The sequence below is a fragment of the Methanosarcina sp. genome, assembly GCF_028693135.1.
GTDB lineage: Archaea > Halobacteriota > Methanosarcinia > Methanosarcinales > Methanosarcinaceae > Methanosarcina.
This window is the reverse complement of record NZ_JAQUVZ010000019.1, coordinates 20,198-44,418: the sequence shown is the minus strand read 5'-3', so window position 1 is coordinate 44,418 and position 24,221 is coordinate 20,198. Positions and strand designations below refer to the sequence as shown.

The 24,221-nt window shown below is 42.9% G+C and carries 23 protein-coding genes and 2 pseudogenes; 12 read left to right on the top strand and 13 right to left on the bottom strand.

Annotated elements, in window-relative coordinates; all coding sequences use genetic code 11:
* Positions 1-11 precede the first annotated feature (11 nt).
* Entirely contained in the window at positions 12-656 is a 645-nt protein-coding gene (locus tag PHF18_RS10425; RefSeq protein ID WP_300102213.1) for a TetR/AcrR family transcriptional regulator, read from the bottom strand.
* 158 nt (positions 657-814) lie between these two features.
* Between PHF18_RS10425 and PHF18_RS10420 the strand changes: the two genes are divergently transcribed.
* The 6 genes from PHF18_RS10420 to PHF18_RS10395 all read left to right on the top strand — a co-directional run bounded on the left by PHF18_RS10420 (position 815) and on the right by PHF18_RS10395 (position 5,860).
* Entirely contained in the window at positions 815-955 is a 141-nt protein-coding gene (locus PHF18_RS10420) for a hypothetical protein (RefSeq protein ID WP_300102210.1), read from the top strand.
* Positions 956-1,022: 67 nt separating this feature from the next.
* Positions 1,023-2,192 (top strand): hypothetical protein, encoded by a 1,170-nt coding sequence (locus tag PHF18_RS10415; RefSeq protein ID WP_300102207.1) that lies wholly within the window; start codon positions 1,023-1,025, stop codon positions 2,190-2,192.
* A gap of 5 nt (positions 2,193-2,197) precedes the next feature.
* Positions 2,198-3,367 (top strand): ABC transporter permease, encoded by a 1,170-nt coding sequence (locus PHF18_RS10410; protein ID WP_300102204.1) that lies wholly within the window; start codon positions 2,198-2,200, stop codon positions 3,365-3,367.
* 165 nt (positions 3,368-3,532) lie between these two features.
* The gene (locus PHF18_RS10405; RefSeq protein ID WP_300102201.1) at positions 3,533-4,702 is read left to right on the top strand and encodes an ABC transporter permease; all 1,170 of its coding nucleotides are present in this window, start codon (positions 3,533-3,535) and stop codon (positions 4,700-4,702) included.
* 70 nt (positions 4,703-4,772) lie between these two features.
* Positions 4,773-5,456, top strand: a complete 684-nt coding sequence (locus tag PHF18_RS10400; protein WP_300102198.1) for an ABC transporter ATP-binding protein — start codon at positions 4,773-4,775, stop codon at positions 5,454-5,456.
* A 152-nt stretch (positions 5,457-5,608) separates the two neighbouring features.
* Positions 5,609-5,860, top strand: coding sequence for a hypothetical protein (locus PHF18_RS10395; protein WP_300102195.1), 252 nt, complete (start codon positions 5,609-5,611; stop codon positions 5,858-5,860).
* A 209-nt stretch (positions 5,861-6,069) separates the two neighbouring features.
* Here the strand turns inward: PHF18_RS10395 and PHF18_RS10390 are convergent, their stop codons facing one another.
* Entirely contained in the window at positions 6,070-6,648 is a 579-nt protein-coding gene (locus PHF18_RS10390) for a helix-turn-helix domain-containing protein (protein ID WP_300102192.1), read from the bottom strand.
* 86 nt (positions 6,649-6,734) lie between these two features.
* Here PHF18_RS10390 and PHF18_RS10385 point away from each other — a divergent pair, with 86 nt between their 5' ends.
* Positions 6,735-6,860 carry a hypothetical protein gene (locus tag PHF18_RS10385; protein WP_300102189.1) on the top strand — a complete coding sequence of 42 codons (126 nt, stop codon included), beginning with the start codon at positions 6,735-6,737 and terminating at the stop codon, positions 6,858-6,860.
* A gap of 101 nt (positions 6,861-6,961) precedes the next feature.
* Here the strand turns inward: PHF18_RS10385 and PHF18_RS10380 are convergent, their stop codons facing one another.
* Both PHF18_RS10380 and PHF18_RS10375 read right to left on the bottom strand, forming a co-directional pair.
* On the bottom strand, positions 6,962-7,198 hold the full coding sequence (locus PHF18_RS10380; RefSeq protein WP_300102186.1) for a DUF3006 domain-containing protein: 237 nt from the start codon (positions 7,196-7,198) through the stop codon (positions 6,962-6,964).
* Positions 7,199-7,200: 2 nt separating this feature from the next.
* Entirely contained in the window at positions 7,201-8,649 is a 1,449-nt protein-coding gene (locus PHF18_RS10375; protein ID WP_300102183.1) for a lamin tail domain-containing protein, read from the bottom strand.
* 377 nt (positions 8,650-9,026) lie between these two features.
* On the opposite strand from PHF18_RS10375, the gene PHF18_RS10370 reads away from it, so the two are divergent.
* On the top strand, positions 9,027-10,058 hold the full coding sequence (locus PHF18_RS10370; protein ID WP_300102180.1) for a class I SAM-dependent methyltransferase family protein: 1,032 nt from the start codon (positions 9,027-9,029) through the stop codon (positions 10,056-10,058).
* Between the two features lie 64 nt (positions 10,059-10,122).
* On the opposite strand, the gene PHF18_RS10365 is transcribed toward PHF18_RS10370, so the two are convergent.
* From PHF18_RS10365 to PHF18_RS10355, 3 genes are all read right to left on the bottom strand, one after another.
* Positions 10,123-10,758 (bottom strand): hypothetical protein, encoded by a 636-nt coding sequence (locus PHF18_RS10365; RefSeq protein WP_300102177.1) that lies wholly within the window; start codon positions 10,756-10,758, stop codon positions 10,123-10,125.
* A 109-nt stretch (positions 10,759-10,867) separates the two neighbouring features.
* Positions 10,868-11,437, bottom strand: coding sequence for a hypothetical protein (locus PHF18_RS10360; protein WP_300102174.1), 570 nt, complete (start codon positions 11,435-11,437; stop codon positions 10,868-10,870).
* A 184-nt stretch (positions 11,438-11,621) separates the two neighbouring features.
* Positions 11,622-11,753 carry a hypothetical protein gene (locus tag PHF18_RS10355; RefSeq protein WP_300102171.1) on the bottom strand — a complete coding sequence of 44 codons (132 nt, stop codon included), beginning with the start codon at positions 11,751-11,753 and terminating at the stop codon, positions 11,622-11,624.
* Positions 11,754-11,910: 157 nt separating this feature from the next.
* Between PHF18_RS10355 and PHF18_RS10350 the strand changes: the two genes are divergently transcribed.
* Positions 11,911-12,321, top strand: coding sequence for a DUF3303 domain-containing protein (locus tag PHF18_RS10350; RefSeq protein WP_367279187.1), 411 nt, complete (start codon positions 11,911-11,913; stop codon positions 12,319-12,321).
* 54 nt (positions 12,322-12,375) lie between these two features.
* On the opposite strand, the gene PHF18_RS10345 is transcribed toward PHF18_RS10350, so the two are convergent.
* The gene (locus PHF18_RS10345; protein WP_300102165.1) at positions 12,376-12,888 is read right to left on the bottom strand and encodes a GNAT family N-acetyltransferase; all 513 of its coding nucleotides are present in this window, start codon (positions 12,886-12,888) and stop codon (positions 12,376-12,378) included.
* 297 nt (positions 12,889-13,185) lie between these two features.
* Between PHF18_RS10345 and PHF18_RS10340 the strand changes: the two genes are divergently transcribed.
* Positions 13,186-14,085 carry a DUF2156 domain-containing protein gene (locus PHF18_RS10340; protein WP_300102162.1) on the top strand — a complete coding sequence of 300 codons (900 nt, stop codon included), beginning with the start codon at positions 13,186-13,188 and terminating at the stop codon, positions 14,083-14,085.
* An 898-nt stretch (positions 14,086-14,983) separates the two neighbouring features.
* Here PHF18_RS10340 and thiC read toward each other — a convergent pair.
* Entirely contained in the window at positions 14,984-16,270 is a 1,287-nt protein-coding gene (thiC, locus tag PHF18_RS10335; protein ID WP_300102159.1) for a phosphomethylpyrimidine synthase ThiC, read from the bottom strand.
* Positions 16,271-16,799: 529 nt separating this feature from the next.
* Between thiC and PHF18_RS10330 the strand changes: the two genes are divergently transcribed.
* Together PHF18_RS10330 and PHF18_RS10325 are read left to right on the top strand one after the other, a co-directional pair.
* Positions 16,800-19,385: a DNA topoisomerase gene (locus PHF18_RS10330; RefSeq protein ID WP_300102156.1), complete on the top strand. Its 2,586-nt coding sequence runs from the start codon at positions 16,800-16,802 to the stop codon at positions 19,383-19,385.
* 218 nt (positions 19,386-19,603) lie between these two features.
* Positions 19,604-20,308 carry a type 1 glutamine amidotransferase gene (locus PHF18_RS10325; protein WP_300102154.1) on the top strand — a complete coding sequence of 235 codons (705 nt, stop codon included), beginning with the start codon at positions 19,604-19,606 and terminating at the stop codon, positions 20,306-20,308.
* 354 nt (positions 20,309-20,662) lie between these two features.
* Here the strand turns inward: PHF18_RS10325 and PHF18_RS10320 are convergent.
* The 4 genes and pseudogenes from PHF18_RS10320 to PHF18_RS10305 all read right to left on the bottom strand — a co-directional run.
* Positions 20,663-21,247: pseudogene (locus tag PHF18_RS10320) on the bottom strand (transposase); the annotation flags it as partial.
* A gap of 53 nt (positions 21,248-21,300) precedes the next feature.
* Positions 21,301-21,579: pseudogene (locus tag PHF18_RS10315) on the bottom strand (DUF1670 domain-containing protein); the annotation flags it as partial.
* Entirely contained in the window at positions 21,576-22,379 is an 804-nt protein-coding gene (locus PHF18_RS10310) for a DUF1670 domain-containing protein (RefSeq protein WP_300102151.1), read from the bottom strand. The gene PHF18_RS10310 and the pseudogene PHF18_RS10315, both read right to left, overlap by 4 nt.
* Before the next feature lie 137 nt (positions 22,380-22,516).
* Complete coding sequence (locus tag PHF18_RS10305) at positions 22,517-24,178, bottom strand: IS1634 family transposase (RefSeq protein WP_300102148.1); 1,662 nt, start codon at positions 24,176-24,178, stop codon at positions 22,517-22,519.
* Positions 24,179-24,221 lie beyond the last annotated feature (43 nt).

The following is a 24,221-nucleotide window of genomic DNA, read 5'->3' as shown; positions in this document are numbered from 1 at the left end:
CCTGAAAAATCTCAGGGTGCCTGATAACCCCATATCTTCAAGGAAAGGTCTACCATCAGGTCGGTCAGGGATTCCTCACTCTTGATGAAATTCGGTGAGTAGATTGTATAGAAGATAATGCCATCTACCATAATCCCCCAGTCCGTAAAGACTTCCAGAGGATCTTTGTCGCCTATCTCAACGCCGTTGAAACGGCAAAAAAATTCGGATGCTGCTTTGTGTTTTTTATATTCAAAATCCATTTTATCCATTTTTTTGTATTCTTCCATAATTTCGCCGTCGAGTAGTGCAGACAGGATTAATGCTTTTGCTAAAAAGCTATTGTCTTTAGCGTATTGCAGAATATTACTTATTACATTTCTTATGTAGCCCGGAAAATCATTAAAATTAATATTTTCGGGTTTCTCTGTCATCAATAGCTCGCCCGTGTATCGAGAGCTAATTTCCTTAAGGATGTCAAACTTGCCGCCCGGGAAATATTTATAGATCAGCCCTATGCTCACACCGGCAGCCTCAGCTATGTCCCTGATGGTTACATTTCCATAACCTTTTGTCTCTATCAGCATGTACGTGGCCTCCTGAATAGAGATAATTTTCGCCTTTTTGTCCCGTTTGACATTCGTCTGATTGTCCTTATCGCGTTTTTTAGCTAGCATATAATATCCCCTAAGTGAACATTGTTCAAAAGCCTTATTAATAAGTTGTGCTAATCACCTCCTATCAAGTGAACATTGTTCACCAACCATGAGCAAATCTATTTATATGAGGTAAATATCATATGTTATATAACGTGTGTTATTTAACGAAGGTCTGTATGCTGCCCAAAACAAAATTTTACAGAGAAGCCATTGTGGAAGCCGCTTTTGCCATTGCAAAAGAAGAAAGCTTTGCCGGCATCACCGCGCAGCATAGCGAAACGTCTTCGTTGTTCGGTTGCGTCGATCTTCGTGCATAGCTCAAAAAAATAATTAAAAGTCTTTCAGATCAAAACAATGTGTTTGTTATCGAATCGGGGTAAAATCATGAAATCAATACTTTTCGTACTTGCTTTGCTTCTTTTATCGACCCTCCATGCCTCTGCAGCAGACACCTCTCAGGTCGATGGAACGGATCCAGCTTGCATAGTCGAACTATACAGCGATCTCGAGTCCTTTGATGTAGCAATCTACTCAGCCCAGCCGGAAGAGAACCTGACCCTTGAGACATCTCTGATCAGGCCGGGAAGGGGGAGTGAAGAAATCATTGCTACACAGGAATTTTTAACTGGTAGTTTTCCTGCGAATACAAGAGTTATGAAAGTTGGCTTATGGAATGTCAGGAATCCCGAGCGTGGGGCTTATACTCTGAGAGCAAGGCTTATGGAACAGGGGCAGGTACTTTCGGAAGCGGAGTATGATTTTGTTTACGGCAGCTACTCAGCTCCCAGACTCCATGTGGATGATCTTGTCCCTAACTCCGATGGGATCTCTGTTGTACTCTCCCCAAATCAGGCTTCACTTTTTGATATCGAATATATGCTTGTAAACGGGCACGACGTAATCTATGAAACAAAAACCGAAAAGGCATCCTTGACCAGCGTTCCGGAAACCTTTTCTGCGCCCTGGGGGGCTCTCCTTGAGAATAATAAAGAGTATTATGGGAGAGTAAAGGTTCATGTTTACTCCCCAGGCCAGGGGTTTATAGCTTTAACAGAGCGTTTCACTGCCAGAGACGATGCCGAGATTACTGACATCTATGAAGATGAGACCGGAGCAAGTGCAACTGTTTTAGGGCGTTCCCAGGTGCCTTTTGGAGGAAGTCTGGTTTTTTCCGTATATGAAGTGCAGGAACCTTCAGGACGCGGCAGTCCGATGTTTGTTGAATCCATCCGCGAGAGAGTCCCGGTTCTTTTGACCGATGACGATGAGACCGTTGAGGTCGCCTGGAAAGAAAGGCTCACTGAAGGAGTTTACAGGCTTGAGATTGAACTTATCGGTAACGACGGAGATGTTATCGAACGCAGGGAAACCATTATTGAGTCTGATCTTTCTCCTATGAATGAGAGTGAGACAGTCCCTGATACAGGAAATGAAAGCTCAGAAGAAGACGATGGGAATGGTATCACTGGCTCTTCTATTATTGCAGGAACTGCGGGGATTGCTATGGTTTTTGCCTTTTTTAAAAACCATAATAAAAACTCAAAAAGGCCGTGAATCCCATGCGTTATGAACTTTTAATTGCTCTCAGGCAGATTCGGGCAAGAAAATTTCAGACCCTACTTTCGGTAGGAGCAATAGCTCTCGCTGTAATGGTACTTACAGTTTCCCATTCTCTTTTGGTGGGTGTTACAGGGGAGCTTTATAACATTACCGTGGACAAACTCCCTCAAGTCTCGGTCTCTCCGGAGGAAGGTGAGGATTACATCTATCTCTACGGCACTCTGGTAGAAAGGGTTAGTTCAATTGAAGGAGTTACTGCAGTTTCTCCTTTCCTTACAGGGCAGGCTTCTTTCAAGTTCAAAGACAATTCCCTTAACTCCGAGCTTAGAGGCGTGATCCCTTCACAGGAAAATGAAATCAGCTCTATCGAAGAGGATATGGTTGAAGGCAGTTTCCAGGAAATCGAGTTTTCGAGAAATACGGTGGTTATAGGCTCAAAGCTGGCGGAAAAACTGGAGGTTAATCTGGGGGATTCCGTAGATGTGTCTTTTCCGAATGCAAATCCCCTCTCTCTCAGAGTTGTGGGGATCTTTCATACCGGATCTCCTCTTGACGAGGTCCTGACATATACCTCCCTGGATACTGCCCAGCAATTCTATGATGCCTCGAACGTGGTTAATGGGGTTTCAGTCCATCTCAGGGATTTTAACAGGGATAGAGAAGTCGCAAACGAGATCAAAAAACTTGGTTATAATGCAAAGAGCTGGACAGAAACAGATCCTGCAATCCTCCGCACCATTGCTATCGAAAGCACTTCAAACGCTGTCATATACGGGCTTATTGTTGTCATAGCCTCTTTTGGTGTGGTCAGCACACTGAACCTTTCGGTTATCAGTGCAACGGGTCAGATAGGTATGCTTCGCGCTATGGGTGCACAGGTCTCAGGCATCCAGAGGATTTTCATCCTCCAGAGCGGGATTATTGGCCTGCTGGGCGCTCTTTTCGGCACTTTTGCAGGAGTCCTTATAGCCCTGGCAATAGGACAGTATGAGATCCCGGCAGATCAATCCGATCTTTACGGAAGTATTTCCTTCATCCCCATTGCCGTGCGCCTTCACGATATATTATTCATCATTTTCGCCGTTTTTCTGCTGAACCTGATTACCGGCATTTATCCTGCGCGACAGGCGGCGAAACTGGACCCTGTAAAGGCTATCAGTTCAAAGTGAGTGCAGCTGTAATACAATTTCACAGCATATTTCTAAATTAATGGTAAATGTGAAAATGTAAGTATTCTATTGGCTTAAAATCTTAATAAATTTAATAATTTGAATATTATAAAATCTCCATAGTCTAAAAACTCTATACATATTCATACCAAGGAGCTTATTCAGATGTATGAGCTGAAAATCGCTTTGAGGCAGGTATTGTCCAGAAAAAAGCAGACCCTTTTTGCCATACTTGCCGTTGCTCTGGCAGTTGCCGTAATCACGATGATGATGGCAATGATTTCGGGTTTTCAGGATGAGCTTGTAACTTCAAGCATCGAAAATAATCCCCATATTGTTATCAGCCCTCAGGATGAGGAAGAAGAGGTCATCCATCTTTACAGGTATACGTCTGCCATGATCTCAGAAAAGGAAGGAGTTATAGCCGTCTCCCCCAAATATCTTGGCCAGGCGGCGCTTGAGTACAGGGACAATGCCGAAGGGGTTTCTCTTCAGGGAGTTGACCCTATGGCTGAAGAGAGTGTCATGAGAGTAAATGAGGATGTTGTTAAAGGCGACCTCATGACCCTTGTTCATACAAGATACGGGATCCTGCTTGGGGATCAACTTGCAGAAAACCTGGAGGTAAATGTAGGAGATCAAGTAAATGTCGTTTTTCCGGGCTCGCAAACAACCTCTTTTAAGGTTATAGGCCTGATCCATACCGGCACTGCTGCGGATGAGGTCACAGCCTATGCGAGGCTCGACTCGATTCAGGATTTTTTCAATGAACCGGGAGTTGTAAGCACCATAGGAGTCAGAGTAGCAGACCCTTATCAGGCAGACATCATTGCAGGTTCTATTGAGAGAGAAACCGGACTTGATGCTGTAAGCTGGAGCGAAGCAAATGCTGCAATTCTCAGTCTCTTAGAGTCCCGGGCGATCTTTGCAAATATTTTCTATTTCCTGATTTACGGAATTGCAGGCTTCGGAATTGCAAACACCCTGATCACAATCGTTGCTCAGAGAACCAGGGAAATAGGCATCCTGAAAGCTATGGGAACTTCGCAAAAGAGCATTATGCTTGTCTTTCTTTTCCAGTCCATGATCCTTGGAGCAGCAGGCCTCGTGCTCGGGACAATTCTCGGTTATATTGCGACAATTGCGCTCCAGAGCTATGAAATAGAAATCCCTCAGGAGACGTATTTCGGGCTTCAGACTCTTCCTCTTGAAGTCGAACCGCTTAATTTTGTGTATGCGGCTTTCTTTGCTTTTATTGTCAATATCCTCTCAGGAATTTATCCTGCGCGGAAGGCTGCAAAACTTGACCCTGTAAAAGCCATTGAAAGTGCCTGAACTGAAAAAGAATAGCAGTAAACAATTAATTGTCTAAATTTCAATAATTTTAAGGAGGTATCGGAAAAGCATGACAGACGAAAGCACGGTTATAGAGCTTAAGAACCTGACCAAAGTTTACCAGAACGGAGTTGAATTTCGCGCTCTCGACAATGCAAACCTGAGAATTGAAAAAGGGGAATTTGTTGCAATTGTAGGGCCTTCCGGTTCAGGTAAAAGTACGCTTATGCACTTAATAGGTCTGCTGGACACGCCAAGTTCAGGCACCCTGCTTATAGATGGCAAAGATGTAACCAAAATGTCAGATAAGGAGCGTTCCGGAATGAGAAACAGGATACTGGGATTTGTCTTTCAGTACCATCACCTGCTTCCCGATTTCACAGCTCTGGAAAACGTAATGATGCCGCTCCTTATTGCAGGCAAGAGCAGGGAGAAAGCAAAAAATGTCGCCGAAGAGCTTCTGGAGAAGGTAGGGCTCGAAGGAAGAATGGACCACAGGCCTGGTGAACTTTCAGGAGGGCAGAACCAGAGGGTTGCAATAGCAAGAGCTTTGAGCTGTTCTCCTGCAATCGTACTCGGAGACGAACCTACAGGCAACCTTGATACAAAATCGGGTGACATGATCTATGAACTACTCAGGCAGCTAAACAGGGAGTATAATCAGACATTTATCGTAGTTACTCACAACGATGACCTGGCTTCAAAAGCTGATAAAATTATCAGGCTTGTAGATGGGAAAATTACAGTTCGGTAAGGAGAAAAATGTTAAAAAATAGCAACTGAACACAAAAAACTTAAGGAAATAGTCACATTAGAAGATTTTCCTGGTTGAATTATATTTGCGCTATTTTCGGCGATTCTCATGAGATTGTTTATAAGACCATAATTTAAACGGAGATGTGAAATATGACCCGAATTACTAAAAAAGCATGGTTTGACAAGAGGATTCTTGGATGGGGTTATCGTCCCATCAGCTTAGAGGGTTGGTTGGTAACTGTAGTAGTTTTAGTTGCGATTTTTGCTAGCATAACTTATCTCGAGGAAACGGCAACTCGTTATGTCATTCTTGCTGTAATCCTGATAGTCTTTCATATTATTATTTACCTGACTGGCAATGCCCCGGGCTCTAAGTTATGGGATAAGTTAAGGAATAAATAACGGAAGCATGTAAGGTGATTTGAGTAATTCAAAAGTGTTGTAACCATTGCAATTTTCTAATGCCTTATGACTTTTTGGATAGGTACTAAATCAAAGGTCACAGATCGTGTAGTTTAGATGTTGAAAGGGGAACTACTTTCAAAGCCATTTTTCCGGGTAAAGATACCGGCGCTCAATCCGGCGATACCCACTTATAATGATTATTTTTTTCATTCCCCCTTCTCCTTTTGTTTTATTTGCTGTATACGCAGGATATCCTCCCCCATTTCCATAAGCAGCTCCTCAGCAGCCTGATCATCAAGCCAGGACGGCAGATGACCGTTGGCGACCATGACCGAGAGACCCGTTTGAAAAATCCTCATTTTTAAGAGCAGGCGCCTGCGTTCCTCGTACGTCAAATCACGCAGGTTTTCATCTTCAGCCATTGCTTCAACCAAAGCATCCTGAACGGTTTCGTACGAAGCCATGTACGGATTTTTCTGAATTACCAGTTCACGAAACAGGACCGGGTATTCCCGCGCAAACACTAAACTGGCTTTCCCTATATTTTCGAAAAGGTCCGATCCGTCTTGTTTTTTCAGCAGTTCATCCGAAAGGGCAAAAACACGCTCGACTACAGCCTTGATCAAATCATCAATTGTTTCGAAATTAAGATAGATCGGCGCAACCGAACAACCAAGACGTTTTGCCACGTTGCGTGAGGTGATCCCGGCAAAGCCTTCTTCTTTTGCGATCTCAAAAGCGGCTTCTACAATGGCTTCTCTGTCAAATTTTGTTTTTGGTGGCATACAGACCCTCCTAAGACTAACACGTGTTATGTAACATATGTCATTTGTTATAATAAAAAGATATTTGTCACGAGAAAAAATGCAAAATGTTAACAAACGATGCGAATATCGGAAGGGGAAGGAAAAAACAGATCGAGTATGTAAGTAACCTGACAGAAAACCACAAAGAAGATGTTCCCTGGACGGAAGAAAGGCCGTCCGGACAACTGTAAGGTGCTTATTTACAGGCACGGGAGATTATGTGTTTTTTTTTTCTCTACCTTGATGAATATATATGTGAGTTATCTTAAATCCGGAAGAAGGAGAGATAGTTTCATTTAGCCCCATAATTTTTATTTTTAAGTTTATCAAGCAAAGCTGACACTCTTTCTTTAGCGGCTTCTGTTTCTTGAGTATCTCGGACAATGCTGATATCCAGAATATCGCCCTCCTTGCTCTCCGGAGGCAGTAAAAAAAGAGGGATGTCAATTTTTATTGACTCCTCGTCCCTTAAAAGCAGTACCGCAATACTGCCCTCTATTCTGTCAAGTGTAACTTTGAAGCTTTCCATTTTCACCTCTCCAATACATCAACCAGCTTCTCACTGTCATCATAGAGATACGCTGTGTCTCCATCGTTGTTCCAGATTGGGCTTTCTCTCCAGTATAATTCGGTAGCTGTATCAGTGCCCTCTCCGGTATACAAAGTTAAAGTAGTTTGGGAATCCAGCGTACAGGAAGGAAACGTATAGGTGTGCTTACTGCCTTCATCCTCGATTTTCCAGCCTTTCAATGAAACAGGAGAGGACCCTTTGTTTGTAATCTCCACCCATTCATCCTGCAGGCTCAGGTCGCTAACATAGACTATTGATTTTGTAGAGCTGGAGGCTACATTCTCTTCGACTTCAGCGTCTTCAGGTTCGTTTTCTTTAATTATCATCGAAGCCGAAGAACTGTCAGCTCCACTCTCAGCAGGCTCGGTTTCGATCACTTCTTCTCCAGATCCTGCTTTCTGAGCAATTACTGTATAGGCAGATCCGTCAGTTGTAACTACAATCGAGCCGTCAAGATCGGTCCTGTAAACCCTGGAAACCTTTTGTAACCTTTCAAGGACTTCGGGATGGGGATGCCCGTAGTCGTTATCTGCTCCAACTTCGATTACGCTTATTTCGGGACTTACGGCTGAAATAAATTCATCTCCGCTCCCGGATCGGCTGGCATGGTGCCCGACTTTAAGAATATCAGAGTCCAGGTCATACCCGGCATTCATGAGGTTTTCTTCAGTTTCAAGTCCTGCATCGCCCATAAGCAGGAATGAAACTTCCCCGTAGCTTACTTTAAGGACCACGGAATTTTCATTCAGATCATCGGAGTATTCGGGCCCGGGGTTCAGAACTTCTACATCAACAGCAGGGTCAAATTCAATTTCTTCTCCTTTTTCAGCTACCTCAAAAGGGATATTTTTCTCATCAATAGTGATCAGCATATTCTCATAGGTTTTTGAGGTCTGTGGAAAGCCGCTGTCAATGAAATGTTCAACCTGGAAGCCGTTAAGTATCTCGTCCATGCCCCCTATATGATCCGCATGAGGATGGGTTGCAACAACATAATCAATGCCGGAGATATCATGCTCGTGAAGGTATGCTGAAATCCCTGATCCCTGGTTTCGTTCCCCTGCGTCTACCAGCATAGCTTTTCCATTATATTCCAGGAAAATTGAATCTCCCTGGCCAACGTCAAGAAAATGAACTGTTAAGTTTTCATCAGCCGGGTATCCACCGTTAGCAAGATTATTTTCTGCAAGCCCGCTGTCCTGGCCTGATGCTGTCTCTTCAGCACGAACCTGAGCCTCAAGATCTGTATCTCCTGCCTGCTGTGCGGTCTGCTGGGGCTCTTCAGCAAGTGAATCGTCTTTTATTCCCGCGTTTATTCCAGCGATAACTATTAAAACAAATATTAAACCAATAATCCAGCGCAATAGGCCGCTTCCGGATGCTTTTCTTGGTTTCGTCAAATTAATCACACCACATTTTTAACTAAATAATATAAACGACTTTTATATTAAACTGTCTTTTTATTTTCCACTTACACTTTTAAAATTGCGATAGTTTGCCAGTAGTGTGCGATAATCTGCAATAGCGTATCTCAGGAATTCTGTTGCAGGCAATCCGACAGGATACGTAAAATAACGTTATGCACAAAGATCCGTATCCAGGCCAGAACCTTTTTTGCTTATCATCTTCATTCCAGGTAAGAAAACCAGAATTATATGGCATCATGGCATCATGGCATCATGGCATCATGGCATCATGGCATCATGGCATCTTTAAAACTGTTTTTTCTTGATTAGTTTTCACGAACAAAAAACATTAATCCCATGCAGGATATCCTTCAATTCCAATGTACAGAACTATCCGTGTTCCGCTCGAAAAGGGAGAAGAAGCCCGTCGGGAAGTTATAACTGCAGATCTCTTTGACGACACCCGAAAAATCCGTAAACTTCAGACCGAAAAAGGCACTTTTCTGGAAATCCCTGTCACTGAGGCTGCAGGAGAAAAAATAGGACATTTTCCGGTAACCGAACAGGAAAATCCCGAATTTCGGGAAAAAACCTGGGCCCTGAAAGAATACCTCAAAGACTCCTTCTCCGAAGCCGAACTCGCACGTGTTCCATCAGGCTGGCAGGTCCTTGGGGATATAGTAATAATCAGTATCCCTGAAAGCCTCAATGAAAAAAAGCTCCTTATAGCCAGAGCTCTGCTTTCCATGTACCCGAAATGCAGAAGCGTTGTAAGAGATTTCGGAATTGAAGGGCAGTTCCGCCAGCCAATAAGGGAACTTCTCCTCGGAACCTCCACGGAAACCGTCCACAAAGAACACGGCTGCTTTTTCAAGCAGGATGTAACAAAAGTGATGTACTCCAAAGGCAACCTGGATGAGAGAAAAAGGATGAGCAAACTCGGGCAGGGGGAATTCGTGGTGGACATGTTCGCAGGGATAGGCTACTTTTCAATTCCCATGGCTGTCCACGCGCAGCCGAAAAAAATCATCTCGATAGAAATAAACCCTGAATCCTTTGCCTACCTGAAGGAAAATGTCAGGCTGAACCATGTGGAGGACATTATTACCCCGGTTCTGGGAGACTGCTCACAGGCTGCTCCCGAAGGGGAGGCAGACCGGGTTATTATGGGGTATGTGGGAACAACACACCACTATCTGGAACAGGCTATAAAAGCCCTGAAAAAAAGCGGAGGGGTCCTGCATTACCATGAAACGGTACCTGAAAATCTCGCCAGGGCCAGGCCTGAAGAAAGGATAACAAAAGCTGCCGGACGCCTGGGAAAAAAAGTTGAGATCCTGGCAACCCGAAGGATAAAGAAGTATTCTCCGGGAGTCCTGCATGTGGTCGTGGACGCCCGGATCTTTGAGTGAAGGTTTTAACTCTGATTTTTAATTGAGGGCAGATTCTCATCCTTTCCATGTTATTAGCTTGCGATCAGCTTTTTTCCGGGAATAAACGGCGATCTGACTTTTTTACCCCGTGTGGGGAGCCTGATATGACACTTACGTTCATGCCAAGAATCTTCCTGTAAATATTTCTTTTCTGCACAATAGGCCACCACCCATAAAGAAAAACATAAATCGGCTCCCACATAGCAACCCAGCCGATGATGGTCAGGCCTTCAGAAAGCATGGTCTTTAGCAGCCCACCTTCAAAGGTTGAAAGAAACCTGATCATAAGCAGGCAGAGAAAAAGGAAGAAAACGGCGATTGTCATGTTTCTTCTCCCCCGTTGAAGAAGCCTCTTCAGGTCTATTTCCGTAAGGACTTTTTTGTAGAGGAAATGATTTCTGATCGCTTCTTTAAGGGTACGTTCCGTTTCTCCATTAAATTCGGAAGGGGGAACATGAATTATAATTTCAAGAGGTTTTTTAAGAGGGAATTCCCCAACTATATTATAAATATACACTTCTGCGTCTTCATCAAGTTCTTTTTCGTGAAAAGGAGCAGGATCAAGTGAATTAAAGATCTGCATCATACTGTGAAGTTCAAGTTCAATTAAGAGTTTCCCTTCTCGCTCTCTGTAAAGGGCTTCCGTCCCTTCAGGGGGAAAATCCACCCTTCTGACCATTTTGTATCTACCTTCTATAGAACATTTTTTAGATTCATAAGGACATCATTTAAAATATTATTATGTTCTATATAAGGATTTACTTTTCTGGTTTTGGATATTAAGCCATTCAGGGAGCTTTTTTTGCCGTAAAACGATATTCTTGAGACCTCTCTCCTGCTGGAGATCTTTTCCCGACGTAGACTTCCATCTGCATTATTTTTTCGTAAATGTTACGCCTGTGGACAATTGGCCACCAACCGTAGAGGAAAATATGTATCGGCTCCCACATAGCAACCCAGCCTATGATAAGGAGCCCTTCAGAGAAAAGAGTGTTCACCAGGCTTTCTTCAAAAGTCGAAAGCAGCCGGATCACGACCAGGCAAATAAAAAGGAAAGTCAGGGCTATTATAAGGTTTCTTCTCCCCTGATAAAGCAGTCTTTTCAGTTCTATTTCAGTAAGGAGCTTTTTGTAAGAAAAATGATTTATTATAGCTTCTTTAAGGTCGGTTTCGATTTTTGCGTTGACATCGGCAGATGGAAGATATATCATGATTTCAAGGGGCTTTCTAAGGGGGAATTCATCTACAGCATTATAGAGGTATTCTTCTGCATCCATATTCAGTTCTTTTTCGTGAAATGGAGCCGGATCAAAAGAATCAAAGAGCTGAAGAAAGCTTTTGAGTTCGAGTTCAATCACAGGCTTTCCTGCGTGCTCCCTGTAAAGAGCTTCTGTCCCTTCACCTGAAAAATTATTCTTCCCGCCTGATCTCGTGCCTGCTCTAATATATTTCCCCTCTGACAGGTTTCATAAAGATGTATCTCAATAAAAGATTATCTTTTCGCTAAGGATGATTGAATTCGGCAGCTAATTACGCGATTTTTCAGGGAAGGTTCCAATTCAGGTTTTTTCCGATTTTTTTTCTAAACATTCTTTCCTGAACGTTTTTTCCTGAACATTCTTTCCTGAACGTTCTTTCCTGAACATTCCTTCCTGAACATTCTTCCCTGAACATTCCTTCCTGAACATTCTTCCCTGAACATTCCTTCCTGAAAGTATATGCCCGTTTGAAGAGAAACAATACTAAACTTTGCTAAATATATTTTTGGATCCAATTCAAGTTAGATTGAACAGGATTTGGACCCATATTTAATCTGGGGGTGTCAGACGCAATGTTATTGATGGATATAATAACCTGGGAGCCGAAAGACTCAGAAAAAACCGGGAATTTATATATGAATTATGAATACCCGAAGGACATAAAAGTAATTGATGAATGGTTTGACCTTACGGGCTACCGCATGTTCCTTATTTATGAGACTGAAGACGAAAAGGCTTACGCGGCTGCAAACCTTCCATTTATAGGGCTGTGCAGGTTTGAGACCTTTCCGGTCATGAAAGCAGAAAAATACATGCAGATGGCTCAGGAACTTGCTGAAAAATCTGGAGGGAAAGGGGCTGAAGCGGCGGCACCTGGTGAAGGAGCCGCTGGAGAAGAAATCCTGACTCAAATAAAAAGGCTTGAAGAGAGAGTCCAGCGTCTGGAACACCACTCTTTCATCCAGCAGGAGGACACGACCTGAGCCTTAAAGAGCGAGAGGAGCATAAGTTAACTCTCTCGAATTTATTTTTCAAGCTTATTTTTCAAGCGCGCTTTCGAATTTTTCTGCACCCATGCGGTAGATGTGCCATCCATCAACAGGCCCGGCCCCGAAGTATTCATAGAACTCCCTTGCAGGGTTCCAGTCAAGCACTGTCCACTCCATTCTCCCGCAATTCCTTTCTTTTGCAAGCTTTACGCAGTGGAGGAACATTGCTTTTCCTATCCCTTTTCCCCGGAACTCGGGTTTCACAAAAATATCTTCAATATAGATTCCTTGCTTCCCAACAAAGGTAGAGAAGTTGTGGAAGAAGACTGTAAAGCCCGCAGGCACCCCCTCGAGTTCGGCAAAGAAAACTTCAGAATAGGGCCTTTTCCCGAACATGGACTCTGTCAGAGATTCTTCGGTGGCTGTGACCAGGTGGGAGAGGTTTTCAAACTCAGCAATGCCTTTGATAAATTCAAGAATAAGGGAAACATCTTCTTTTTGTGCAGTGCGGATATTCAAACCGGGTTTTGTCTCAGTTTCAGCCATTTTTATTCCTTTCATTTTTATTTACATTTTTTAAATTTATCAGTTAATATTATCCTGTTATCCCAATAAGTTTGAAGAGGCTCATGTACTTGATTTCACTACTCAGATGTGTAAGTTCTGTTAGATTGAAGATAGTATTTTAATGTAATTTATAGAAGTAAGTGTAAATATAGAAGCAGGCCTCATCCATGTAAATTCTGATGGATAAACGATTATTTAGTAAAATTTTATTATTTGGAGAGTAATTAACTGACCATACATGATTTTTGTCAATTCAAATAAATTTAAAACAAACTTAAAGTCTGGTTTAAAATGCTCAGCCTGGAAGATTTCAAACCGGTAACGCTTGCCGACAGGGATTTTTTTGAGCGCCATTACACGCTCTACCCGCAAACCCATAGCAGCAACACGTTCACGAACATGGTCTGCTGGAACCATTTTACACCGTACCGATACGCATACGTGAACGGGAATGTGATTCTTGCGTTCACCACCGCAGGGGTTACCCGGTTTCACCCGCCAATCGGCCCCCGTGACCCGGAGCTTATGCGTGCGCTTATACGGCTGGCGCTGGACGTGAGCGACGATACACCCCTTTTATTCATCGATCCGTATACGGCGCGGTGGATGCAGGAGCTCGAACCAAGTCTCGTGCTGGTGCCGGACCGGAACAACTTTGAGTATGTGTACAGGACTGCCGACCTTGCGAATCTCCCGGGAAAGAAATACCTTAAGATCCGCAGCCATCTCAACAGGTTCCGAAAAAATTGCCTGAACACGGTCGAGCCGATAACATCCCAAAACCGGGAAGAGGTGATGGAGTTCCTTAAGAAGTGGCACGAGTGGAAGGGGTGCAAGAAAAATTTAGTCCTTGCCAACGAAATAGAGGCAGCCCACTATGCGGTAGAGCATTTCTCCGAACTTCTCCTGAGGGGGCTTTTGATCCGGGTCGATTCAGAAATCGGCGCCATCTCCCTATTTGAGCGTCTCAACGCGGATACGGCGCTCATTCACTTTGAGAAAGGGCTGCCGGACTGCGAAGGGATCTATAAGGCTATCAACGCGGATACGGCAGCGGTTCTTGCCAGCGAGGTAGAGTACATCAACCGGGAGAGCGATCTCGGGGTCGGCGGACTTCGGGAAGCAAAGCTGCGGTATCACCCGCACCACATGGTCGAAGTGTATTTGCTCAAACGCCCGAATTGTGAGTAGGGAGCCCGCGATCCTTTTCGCTGCCCGAATTGCGAGTCGGGAGCCCGCGGTCCTTTTCGCTGCGCTCAAGAAGACTACTTGATGGATTTTAGCAGTGAACTTTGCTCAGGGGACTAAATTATGGGTGTTAGTGTTAATAATGAACTGCGCTCAAGAGGACGAAATTAGATCTTTCTGACCCGTACACCGTCATTTGCTCTACCACCCGAATTGCGCCTCGAGATCTCAGGAAATCGGAGATTTTCTGGGAGTTTAACTAACAGTACGCGGTCCTTTTCGCTGCGCTCAAGAGGACTACTTTATAGATGTATCTGACACGTACAACATTATTAGCTATACAGGGTCTTTCTTGTCACGCTCGACGCAGGAGAGCGGTTTCAGGTAAAAAAAGAAGAGAAATAAGCCAGAAAGTGAAATCTACTGATGACACCTGTAAGAAATTAACATGTAAAAGTGATCCAAAAAACCGATAACTCTCTGTTTTTTGTTCCTTTCCATTTTTTTTGCAGAACCTCCAGACAAGCTGGCGGAGGCTCTTTATATTTACCTGCGGATTAAATAACGGTTTTCAAGGTAGGGAAAAGCATTTTTTAGGCAAGCGAGACATTTCTTTTGAATAATTGGTTTTTCTTAAAACCAGCATGAGTTCGACTGTTATTTCTTCTGACATCGGGAGACTGGTTTTAGTCCCAAAGGGCGTAGAAGATAAATATGAATATTTTATTTCCGGATGCCTGAATAATGCTAATCGACCAATAAAGGACCGCCCGTCCTTTTGAGAAGGAAAAATAAATTGAAAGAAGAAAAGGAATTGAAAGAAAAAAACGTACATGAAATTCCCGAATTTCAGGCACAAAAAATGAAAGTACAGGAGCACTTTCATGCCAAATGAAATAAATTACTCTTCTTTCTTCTTTTCCGCGAAAGCTTCTTTTACGATCTTAACTGCGCAGAGTTCGCCGCACATGGAACAGGCGTCGCTTTCCGTCTTTCGGGCGTCCCGGATTTTGCGGGCGCGGTCGCCGTCGATTGCCAGTTCGAACTGCTTTTCCCAGTCCAGGTCCCTGCGGGCATAGGCCATGGCTGTGTCCTGCTCCCAGGCGCGTTCCCTTGGGCCTTCTTTTATGAGGTCGATAGTGTGGGCTGCAATCTTTGTTACGAGCAGGCCTTCTTTGATATCTTCGAGGGAGGGGAGGGCGAGGTGTTCGGAGGGAGTTACCATGCAGAGGAAGTCCGTACCGTACATCCCGGCAACTGCGCCTCCTATTGCCCCGGTGATGTGGTCAAAGCCAGGAGCGATATCAGTAACCAGGGGGCCGAGGAGGTAAAGGGGGGCTCCGTCACAGAGCTCTTTCATGCCCCTGACGCTGAGTTCAATCTCATTTAAGGGAACGTGGCCAGGGCCTTCCACGAAAGTCTGGACATCGACTGCCCTTGCGCGTTTTACAAGTTCTCCGAGGGTTATGAACTCCATAAACTTGGGGCGGTCAGAAGCATCGGCAATACATCCGGGGCGCATGCCGTCTCCAAGGCTCAGGGTCATGTCGTATTCTTTTGCGATTTCAAGGAGATAGTCAAATTCGGCAAAGAAGGGGTTGTCTTCCCCATTGTGGAGCATCCAGGCAAGGGTAAAAGAGCCTCCACGACTGACCACGTTCATGATCCGGTCGCTCTGGCGCAGGCGTTCGAGGGAATTTAAGTTGACCCCGGCGTGCACGGTTACAAAGTCCACGCCCTGTTCTGCATGCTTTCTGACAGCGTTGAACATGTCATCAGAGGTCATTTCCACGACAACTTTCTGGGAAGCTGCAGCCTGGTAGATCGGGACAGTGCCTACGGGGATGTTTACGGCTTTGAGGATACGGGTGCGGATTTCATTCAGGTCCCCACCTGTGGAGAGGTCCATTACTGCATGAGCTCCTAAGGCTTCTGCAGCTTTTGCTTTTTCTATTTCGGCATCTATGTCGATGCAGTCCCTTGATGTGCCTATGTTGGCATTGATTTTTGTGCTCATGTATTTGCCAATCCCAACAGGAAGGGTTTCTCGCCTGTTGTTTCTGGGAATGGCTATCAGCCCTTTTGCCACGCAGGAGCGGACAGTTTCGGGGTCGATTCCTTCGGCTTTTGCCACGGCTTCTATTGAGGGGGTGACGATTCCCTTTTTAGCGTCTTCCATCAGCGTCATTGTTACTCCGTATGATGAGGGGAAATGGGGGTAAGTATAAGAATATATCAGTTGTACAAAACGATCCAGATATAATGATTAACTAAAACGATTAATCTCCATGATTATAAGGATTAATCTATATGGTCCAGGGTTGCAAAGTAGAACAAACGGTATACTGATATATAACTTTTCATTCTGCGGAAAGCCATCCAATAATCTATAAATGGCGAAATATATAAATCATGTGCAGATCCATTACATGGATATATAATGTGCATATTGTGTTTTGATCTGTACATTACATGGATATCTAATGTACATATTGTGTTTTGATCTGTCATTACATATGTGATGTGTATATCACGTGCACATTACTTGTATATTACATGTTTGCCGCAAAAAGCGAAGAAAAACGCCTGCAGGAATTGTATTATAAAGACCTGGGGTTTTACAGGAGTGCATATAAGCAAATTCTGTAAGAAAGAAACCCGAAGATCTTTTCGCATTTCATCTTTTATCCGTATCACAGGAGTTCAGGTTTTTCATCATGACAGTTGTCGCATTTGCAGAAAAGAATAAGGCAGCGGCCCAGATTGCCAGTATCCTGGGCGATGGGGAAGTAGACAAAATCTCAGTGGAAGGGCTGCCTGCTTACGAGTTCAAGTGGAAAGGGGAAGAGTGGTTCGTGATGGGGTTATCCGGACACATCATGAACTATGATTTTCCTGAAAAATATAACAAATGGAATGATGTTGACCCCGGTGTCCTCCTTGGAATTTACCCTGAAAAGTTCGTAACAAGGGCAGAGTACGCAGCTGCAGTGAAAAACCTGGCAAAAAGGGCAGACAAAATTATCCTTGCATGCGACTACGACAGGGAAGGGGAAAACATAGGATTTGAGGCCAAGACTCTGTCAGAGGAAGTTACAAACGTGCCAATCTCAAGGGCACGTTTTTCGGCCCTTTCCCCAAAAGAAGTCAAAAAAGCTTTTGAAAACCCTGTAGAACCTGACTACAACATGGCAATGGCTGCGGAAGCCAGACAGATCCTTGACCTGAAAATGGGGGCAGCTTTTACGCGTTTTGTCACGCTTTCGGTCAGGGAAAAAGCAAGGACAAAGGATATCCTTTCAATAGGGCCCTGCCAGACGCCCACCTGCGGTTTTGTGTATGAGCGGGAAAAGATCATCCGGGCTTTTGAGACTAAGGACTTCTGGAAGATTACTGCAATTTTTGTTGCAAAAGGCGGGGAATTTGAGGGTATCCACAGGGCAGGAAACATCTATGAAAAAGAAAAGGCAGCTGAGATCTTCAAGAGGTTAAAAGGGGCAAAAGAAGGTCTTGTCGTAAAGAAGACGGTAAAGGAAACAAAGACAAGCCCTCCAAATCCTCTTAACACTACAGAGTATCTGAAGCGGGCTTCAAAGTTCCTGGGAATCAGCCCGGAAGCTGCTCTTGAAGTTGCAGAACAGCTCTACCTTGCAGGGTTTACAAGCTACCCGAGGACAGAGACCAACAAATATGCAGATGATTTTGATTTTAAGTCTCTTGTCTTTGATTTTGCAAGGCAGAAAGAGTATAAGCCTTTTGCCGAGTCAATCCTCTCTGCCCCTATAGTGCCGAAAAACGGGGAAAAAGATGCACACGACCACCCTCCTATCCATCCTATCCGGGCGGCTGCAAGGAGAGAAATCAGTGCTGCAGTAAACATCCCGCAGGCGGCAGAGGCCTATGACCTTATTTCAAGGCATTTTCTGGCAAACCTGATGCCTGCAGCGGTTTTTGAAAAGACTCACCTTCACCTGCACGTGCATGAAGAACCTTTCGACTCCTCAGGGACCGTGCTTAAAGATGCGGGATGGCTCGAAGTCTATCCCTTTGAAAATAAAAAAGATAAACTTCTCCCGTTTGTAGAGGAAAAAGAGAAAGTAGACATAAAAAAGCTGAGCAACACAAAGTCCAAAACCAGCCCTCCGAAGAAGCTTACCGAAGCCGAGCTCCTAACCCTTATGGACAAGCACGGGATAGGAACAAAAGCAACAGCTCCGTCCCATATCGAAACAAACAAGAAGCGAGGGTATTTCGAGACCAAAGGAAAGACAGTCTCGATCCTTGATACAGGCTTTACCCTGATGGAAGGGCTCTCCCTGACCGTGCCGATCCTCGTCAAGCCGGAAATCCGCTCAAAGATCGAAGCCCTTATCCAGGAAGTCGAAGACGGGAAAAAAGAGTTCGAAGCTGCCCTCGACGAGGGTACAGCTCTGATAAAAGAGATGTATGCCCAGCTTGAAGCAAACAAAAAGGAGCTTACTTCAAGCATTGCAGGCACGATCAAGGACGAAGCTGCCCTTGAGGACAGGAAAAATTACATCGGGACCTGCAAGGTTTGCGGGCACGTGCTCAGGATCGTGCAGACGGATACGGGGCGTTTTGTGGGCTGCTCAGGTTACCCCGACTGCAGAAACTCGTTCCCTCTTCCTAAAACGGGAGCCCTGAACGTGCTCAGGAGCAAAGAATGCAAAAAGGAAGGAGCAGCCGTCCTGAAGGTAGGCAACAAATACAACTGGGCTGTCGGCATAGGCCCCTGCTTCAAATGTGAGCTTGAAAAAGAATGCTATCCTCCTGAAACCGTAGGACCCTGTCCACAGTGTGACGGGAGCATGTTCCTTATCACTTTTAAGGATACCCGATTTCTGGGCTGCACAAAGCGCTGCGGGTACACGCATTCGGTCCCGAAGACCGGAAAACTTACCCTGCTTGATAATACCTGTGAGACCTGCGGCTGGAAGCTGTTTCGGTTAAAAGAAGAAGGGGACAGCCCGGAAGTGGATTTCTGCGTAAACCGGCGCTGTACGGAAGGCATAAAATACTGGAGAAAAACAGGTCCAAGAAATGAGTCCAGGGGTCAGGCAAAGGCTTCTGTAGATTCTACACCGAGGCCGGAAGCAGGAAGTACAGCAAGAAATATGGACAGAAGTACAGCAAGAAATACGGACCGAAGTACAGCAAGAAATACGGACAGAAGTACAGCAAGAAATACGGACAGAAGTACAGCAAGAAATACGGAAAGACCGGTACCAGGTAGAATTTCAAAAACACCTCCTGCAGAAGGCAGGCGGAAAGAAGACAGGTGAAGGTAAGATAAAAATTTTTAAAATTATGTAATTTGGGTGAAAATAAGTTCCAATACACGTAAAAATGAGTTATGCTCACCCAGCTTTAGAATTTAGAACTTTTTGTTCCAAAATTGAAGCACTATACACGAAGCAATTCCAAATCCCGATGCAATTCCAAATAACAAATCTGGAAGAGTATAATTTGACAATGTCAAGCTAAACAGAAGGAATTCATCATGAAAATCCACTGCATCCAGCATGTCAAATTTGAAACCCTCGGGACCATTACCGAATGGGTAGAAAAGAAAAATCATTTCCTGTCAAGCACTCATCTATACGAAAACGAAAGCTTCCCGGAAGTCGACACTTTTGACCTCCTCGTAGTCATGGGTGGGCCTATGAATATCTACGAGTATGAAAAATACCCCTGGCTGAAGGAAGAAAAAGCCTTTCTCGAAAAAGCCATTGCAGAAGGAAAAGCAGTGCTTGGGATTTGCCTTGGAGCCCAGCTGCTTGCTGATGTCCTGAAGGCTGAGGTATTTCAAAATAACTATAAGGAGATCGGGTGGTTTCCGGTATCTGCAGTTAAGGATGAAAAATCCGAAATTCCTCTTCTCAAAGGCATCCCTGACGAATTCCCTGCGTTTCACTGTCATGGAGACACCTTCAGCCTGCCGGAAGGGGCAAAGAGGCTTTTTGAAAGTGAAGCCTGCAAAAACCAGGGGTTCCTTTATAAAAACAGGGTGATTGGGCTGCAATTTCATCTGGAAATGAGCAACCAGGCGATCAGAAATGTCATTGAAAATTGCAGGGGTGAACTGGTGAAAGGAAAATATATCCAGAAAGAAAACGAAATGCTGGGCAGGGCTGATCTCCTTAAAGAATCCGGACAATTAATGTGCAGGTTGCTGGACAACCTTGAAAAAATAATTATGGCCTAAAACAATATCGTTCAATATCGTTCAATATCGTTGTCAGTTTCAGGGCAGGCCGGAAACCGTTGTGAAAACACCATGAAACGTTAGCATTATACCAGAAACATGGCGATAACCGCAGCTAAAAGAAACAGTAAACCGTATGTGCCAACTATCAGAATGTTCTGCTCCATAGGGAACCCTCCATATAAAGATGTGTCAAATATAACACATATAATTACTATTATACCCTTATTTAAGCTTACAATTACTTAAAATGTGTTTTAACATGTTGTCTCAAAACCATTTTTCATTCTACAATTGGGTAATGCCCTTTCAATTTTTATTTCATTTCAACAAGAAAAAGTAAATTTTCATAGCTCAACATGGCTTATTTGCTATTCCCACTCGACTTTTCCCTTCATTCCAGCCTTTACTTCCTCCTCCCCCTATCATTTTCAGCATATCTTTCAGGTTTTTCCCTTGTCTTTTTATGAAATCTGCTATTTTCTTTATATTGTGTACAGTACACATCATAACAAATTCAATTCCGGTTTTCCTTTTCCCTCTCAACAGAAATTCCCTAAAGCCTCTATCTTGTTTCATCTGTCCAAACACAGGTTCTATGGTAGACATTCTTTTCTTATACTCTTCCGTACCCTTTTCTGTATTCAGTTTAGCCCTCATATCCTTTATTAAATGTTCTCGAGGGTCTCTTGTTATCGTTCGATTTCCACTCTTAGTACACGCATTTTTCAACACATACTGAGAACAATAGCTACAGACATAATATTGTAAATCAGGTTCACCTTTCCTTTTTTGTATTCTTGTAAAGGGAATTTCAAAAGCAGCAGGATAATAATAGCAGTCTTTTTCGTCGTCGTATTTAAAAAGAGACTTTCTGAACTTCCTGGTTTTTCCTTCTTTTTCAGCTTTATAGAAGTTGTCAGGAATATAAGCATCAATTCATTTTTCTTTACCTTCGTGATCCTGTCCTGAATATCTTCGGGACTTATCAAGGTTAATGTAACAGGGAGGAGCTGCATATCGCTCAACTTTTTACTCTTTGAATACTTCTGCCCTGCCTTTAATGCAAGCCACCTCATTTGACCTGGACGAACAAATTCTCCTTGTAGATAGTATTGGTTATTCAACTCAACAATTTTTTTAGCAAACAGTTTGACTACATCAGGACCACCTATGTATCCAAATTCTGTCGTTATAAGGTTGAACAAACTTGTTTCATAGGTCTTTGCCGCAGAAGGACCATATGCTTTTCTATACCAGTCCTCTTTCACATTCTCATCCCCGCATTTTTTTTGAAACTCATTGGTGAATCATAAACAGTTACGTTATCTATCAGCTCTTCAACTCTTTGTTTATGGTCCCCATCCTTGTATTTTATGAAAAGTTCCTGGTACTCTTTTATCAAACGTTCTGAAATTCCAACGATTAATCGGATATTGTCTATTGATTCTCCTCTCTGTGTAAGAATAGAGACACGAGAAAAGTCTTTGATGTAACGTTCTATGCTTTGTAAAGAATGTCTTGTTGATCTCTGGATCTCAGTGGACGTATATCCTTTCACATATAACTCTACAATTTTTGATTTATGTGATGAAGGACCAATGTCTTTAACGATACCTCTTAGGGGAACATAGAGTTCTCTTTCTCGGAAGTACTTTAGGTCTCTTTTTATAGTGCTGTAACTGCTTTTGAAAAGTTTTACAAGATCTTTGATCGTTAAAAGAGCGTTCTGATCTCTGGCCTCTTGTGTGATCCTTAGCAATATGTGCTGTCTGTATGCTGATAAACCAAATTTCTTGTAGACATCCATATCTTCAGGAGCATCTAATGTCAGGATAACCTCTACATGTTTCGAATCAAGAACAGACTTGCCAGGACCTTCTTCATCAGAAATGGCAAGATAAATAATTTGACCATTACAAACCCCAGAATTATCATTTTGAAAGAAATCTTTACTCAGATCAACTATTGCGTCTGCAATTATAGGGGCAAAATTGAATCCATTTATTAAACGAAGACGAAACATTTGTTCCTTCGTCATCCCACTCTTTGTAACATATATATCGTTCATATGAACCGCCAATGATACATTTAAGTCACAGGGTCATATGAACCAATAGGACTTTCAAAGATGATTGATTTTTCGATATCTTGTGGCTTAGTTTGTGTATTACTAAGAAATGAATAATCCTAATGATTCTGTTTTCATTAAGATGGCAGGAATTTTCCCAAGTTTAAAAAAGAAAATAAAGATGCTTGTTTTGTGTCCATCTCTTCCAGAATTATTTCACATAAGTTTGATTTTTTTTCCTGAACTATAGCCAGCCTGATCTCTGACAATTTTTCAATGAGTTTTCTCATAGAAAATCCATATCTCTTTGTTTCCCAGGCTAAATATCTGTAGAAAAGTAAGCCGATTATAGATAGAAACACGTGAACTCTGATATTTTCGTCTTTATGGTGATACACAGATCCTACAGGGACAAGCAAGTGATCATTCAACAGCTTAAAATCGTCCTCGATATTGTTTTTGTTGTTGTATGTCTGCACAATTTTTTTAGTATGCCACTGATGTTTGTCTGTAAACAGTAGATTTTTCCCAAATGATTTTTCACACTTGTTTTCATTCTCCTCATCAATCCAGAACTTTAACTGAGGCTTTTTCTGACCTTCTATAGCATCAATTATTTCATATTTTACAACACTTCTGTATTTTTTCATAATTATGTCTGCAACCTCTGTTTCAACGCTGCTCCTGCTTCTTGCTTTTCCTCTGTTGCTTTCGAGTCTTCTCTGTAGATCCTCCAGATTCTCAATTATTTTTGATTTGTTTGACTCATAAGTTCTTTTTTGAAGTTTATAGGTTCCTTCATTGAAAGTAATTACTGTTGTAAATTCTGTCCCGTAAAATTGATGCTTTGTACGATATCCATAAATTTTGTGGTCATCTGAGCTTTTATACAGAAATTGATAGTTAGATAAAGGTACTTCAAGAAGCTCTTCGGCCTGATTTGCTTTTACAGCCCCTACAAAATTCATCTTTGAAGTTACCTGGTTAATGTTGTCCTTTGAATTGTTTCCCTTTTCGAAGACAAGGACAAGATCTTCAGAACATATGTTCAATTCAGTCAATTGATTTATGATTTTATCTATTAGGCCTGAAAATTCTTCCGAATCATGAACATTTCCAGGATATGTTTCGTGAATAAAAGGTATATTATCATCATTTGTAGCCAATGCCACACATATCTGATTTTTGTCTTTACGATGCTTTTTGTTATACCCTTTATGGAGAAGTTCACGTTCTTCATCGTAATTAGTAGCATAGGTAAACCAGTTTGATTCATCCACAAAAAGTACTGAGGGGGTTAATCCTTTTTCTACGAGAACTCGGCACAGATCATCCTCAATATTTTTCATAGTGTCAGAATTAATATAGCTCATTTGATTCAAGATATTCTGACAACTTAATTTGTGTGGGAAGTCCAACATAAAAGAGAAGGCAGATTTTTTAAACCATTCTCCTATGCCGTTTTCACTTAAAACTCCATGACTTTTTCCTACTATATCAAGTAAAAGATATTCCCCAACACTTAAACCTTCTATTGATTTTTTATTAGTATGCTTATTCACGATGTCAACGAATCCAAGCTCTTCATTCACATGGAGAAGTGCGGCAAGTTTGCCATACTCAAAGGATTTCATTTTTATGTAAGGTAATGATTCACACTGTTTTTTCATCTCAACAATATTATCTGCGGTTCCGAGATACACCTGAGAAACTATCCTCGGTTTTCCATTCACCCTTGCAGATTTTACCGCATAAAAGTATGCATTATCATTAATCATTTTTTTTATGATTGTAGTCATAATGGTATATAGGTAATACATATATAAATAATTTCTGTAAAAA

Excerpts from the sequence above, each read along its gene's own strand:
- PHF18_RS10425 (WP_300102213.1), bottom strand. The coding sequence starts at position 656 with ATGCTAGCTAAAAAACGCGATAAGGACAATCAGACGAATGTCAAACGG.
- PHF18_RS10420 (WP_300102210.1), top strand. The coding sequence starts at position 815 with ATGCTGCCCAAAACAAAATTTTACAGAGAAGCCATTGTGGAAGCCGCT.
- PHF18_RS10415 (WP_300102207.1), top strand. The coding sequence starts at position 1,023 with ATGAAATCAATACTTTTCGTACTTGCTTTGCTTCTTTTATCGACCCTC.
- PHF18_RS10410 (WP_300102204.1), top strand. The coding sequence starts at position 2,198 with ATGCGTTATGAACTTTTAATTGCTCTCAGGCAGATTCGGGCAAGAAAA.
- PHF18_RS10405 (WP_300102201.1), top strand. The coding sequence starts at position 3,533 with ATGTATGAGCTGAAAATCGCTTTGAGGCAGGTATTGTCCAGAAAAAAG.
- PHF18_RS10400 (WP_300102198.1), top strand. The coding sequence starts at position 4,773 with ATGACAGACGAAAGCACGGTTATAGAGCTTAAGAACCTGACCAAAGTT.
- PHF18_RS10395 (WP_300102195.1), top strand. The coding sequence starts at position 5,609 with ATGACCCGAATTACTAAAAAAGCATGGTTTGACAAGAGGATTCTTGGA.
- PHF18_RS10390 (WP_300102192.1), bottom strand. The coding sequence starts at position 6,648 with ATGCCACCAAAAACAAAATTTGACAGAGAAGCCATTGTAGAAGCCGCT.
- PHF18_RS10385 (WP_300102189.1), top strand. The coding sequence starts at position 6,735 with ATGTTAACAAACGATGCGAATATCGGAAGGGGAAGGAAAAAACAGATC.
- PHF18_RS10380 (WP_300102186.1), bottom strand. The coding sequence starts at position 7,198 with ATGGAAAGCTTCAAAGTTACACTTGACAGAATAGAGGGCAGTATTGCG.
- PHF18_RS10370 (WP_300102180.1), top strand. The coding sequence starts at position 9,027 with ATGTACAGAACTATCCGTGTTCCGCTCGAAAAGGGAGAAGAAGCCCGT.
- PHF18_RS10365 (WP_300102177.1), bottom strand. The coding sequence starts at position 10,758 with ATGGTCAGAAGGGTGGATTTTCCCCCTGAAGGGACGGAAGCCCTTTAC.
- PHF18_RS10355 (WP_300102171.1), bottom strand. The coding sequence starts at position 11,753 with ATGTTCAGGGAAGAATGTTCAGGAAGGAATGTTCAGGAAAGAACGTTC.
- PHF18_RS10350 (WP_367279187.1), top strand. The coding sequence starts at position 11,911 with ATGTTATTGATGGATATAATAACCTGGGAGCCGAAAGACTCAGAAAAA.
- PHF18_RS10345 (WP_300102165.1), bottom strand. The coding sequence starts at position 12,888 with ATGAAAGGAATAAAAATGGCTGAAACTGAGACAAAACCCGGTTTGAAT.
- PHF18_RS10340 (WP_300102162.1), top strand. The coding sequence starts at position 13,186 with ATGCTCAGCCTGGAAGATTTCAAACCGGTAACGCTTGCCGACAGGGAT.
- thiC (WP_300102159.1), bottom strand. The coding sequence starts at position 16,270 with ATGACGCTGATGGAAGACGCTAAAAAGGGAATCGTCACCCCCTCAATA.
- PHF18_RS10330 (WP_300102156.1), top strand. The coding sequence starts at position 16,800 with ATGACAGTTGTCGCATTTGCAGAAAAGAATAAGGCAGCGGCCCAGATT.
- PHF18_RS10325 (WP_300102154.1), top strand. The coding sequence starts at position 19,604 with ATGAAAATCCACTGCATCCAGCATGTCAAATTTGAAACCCTCGGGACC.
- PHF18_RS10310 (WP_300102151.1), bottom strand. The coding sequence starts at position 22,379 with ATGAACGATATATATGTTACAAAGAGTGGGATGACGAAGGAACAAATG.
- PHF18_RS10305 (WP_300102148.1), bottom strand. The coding sequence starts at position 24,178 with ATGACTACAATCATAAAAAAAATGATTAATGATAATGCATACTTTTAT.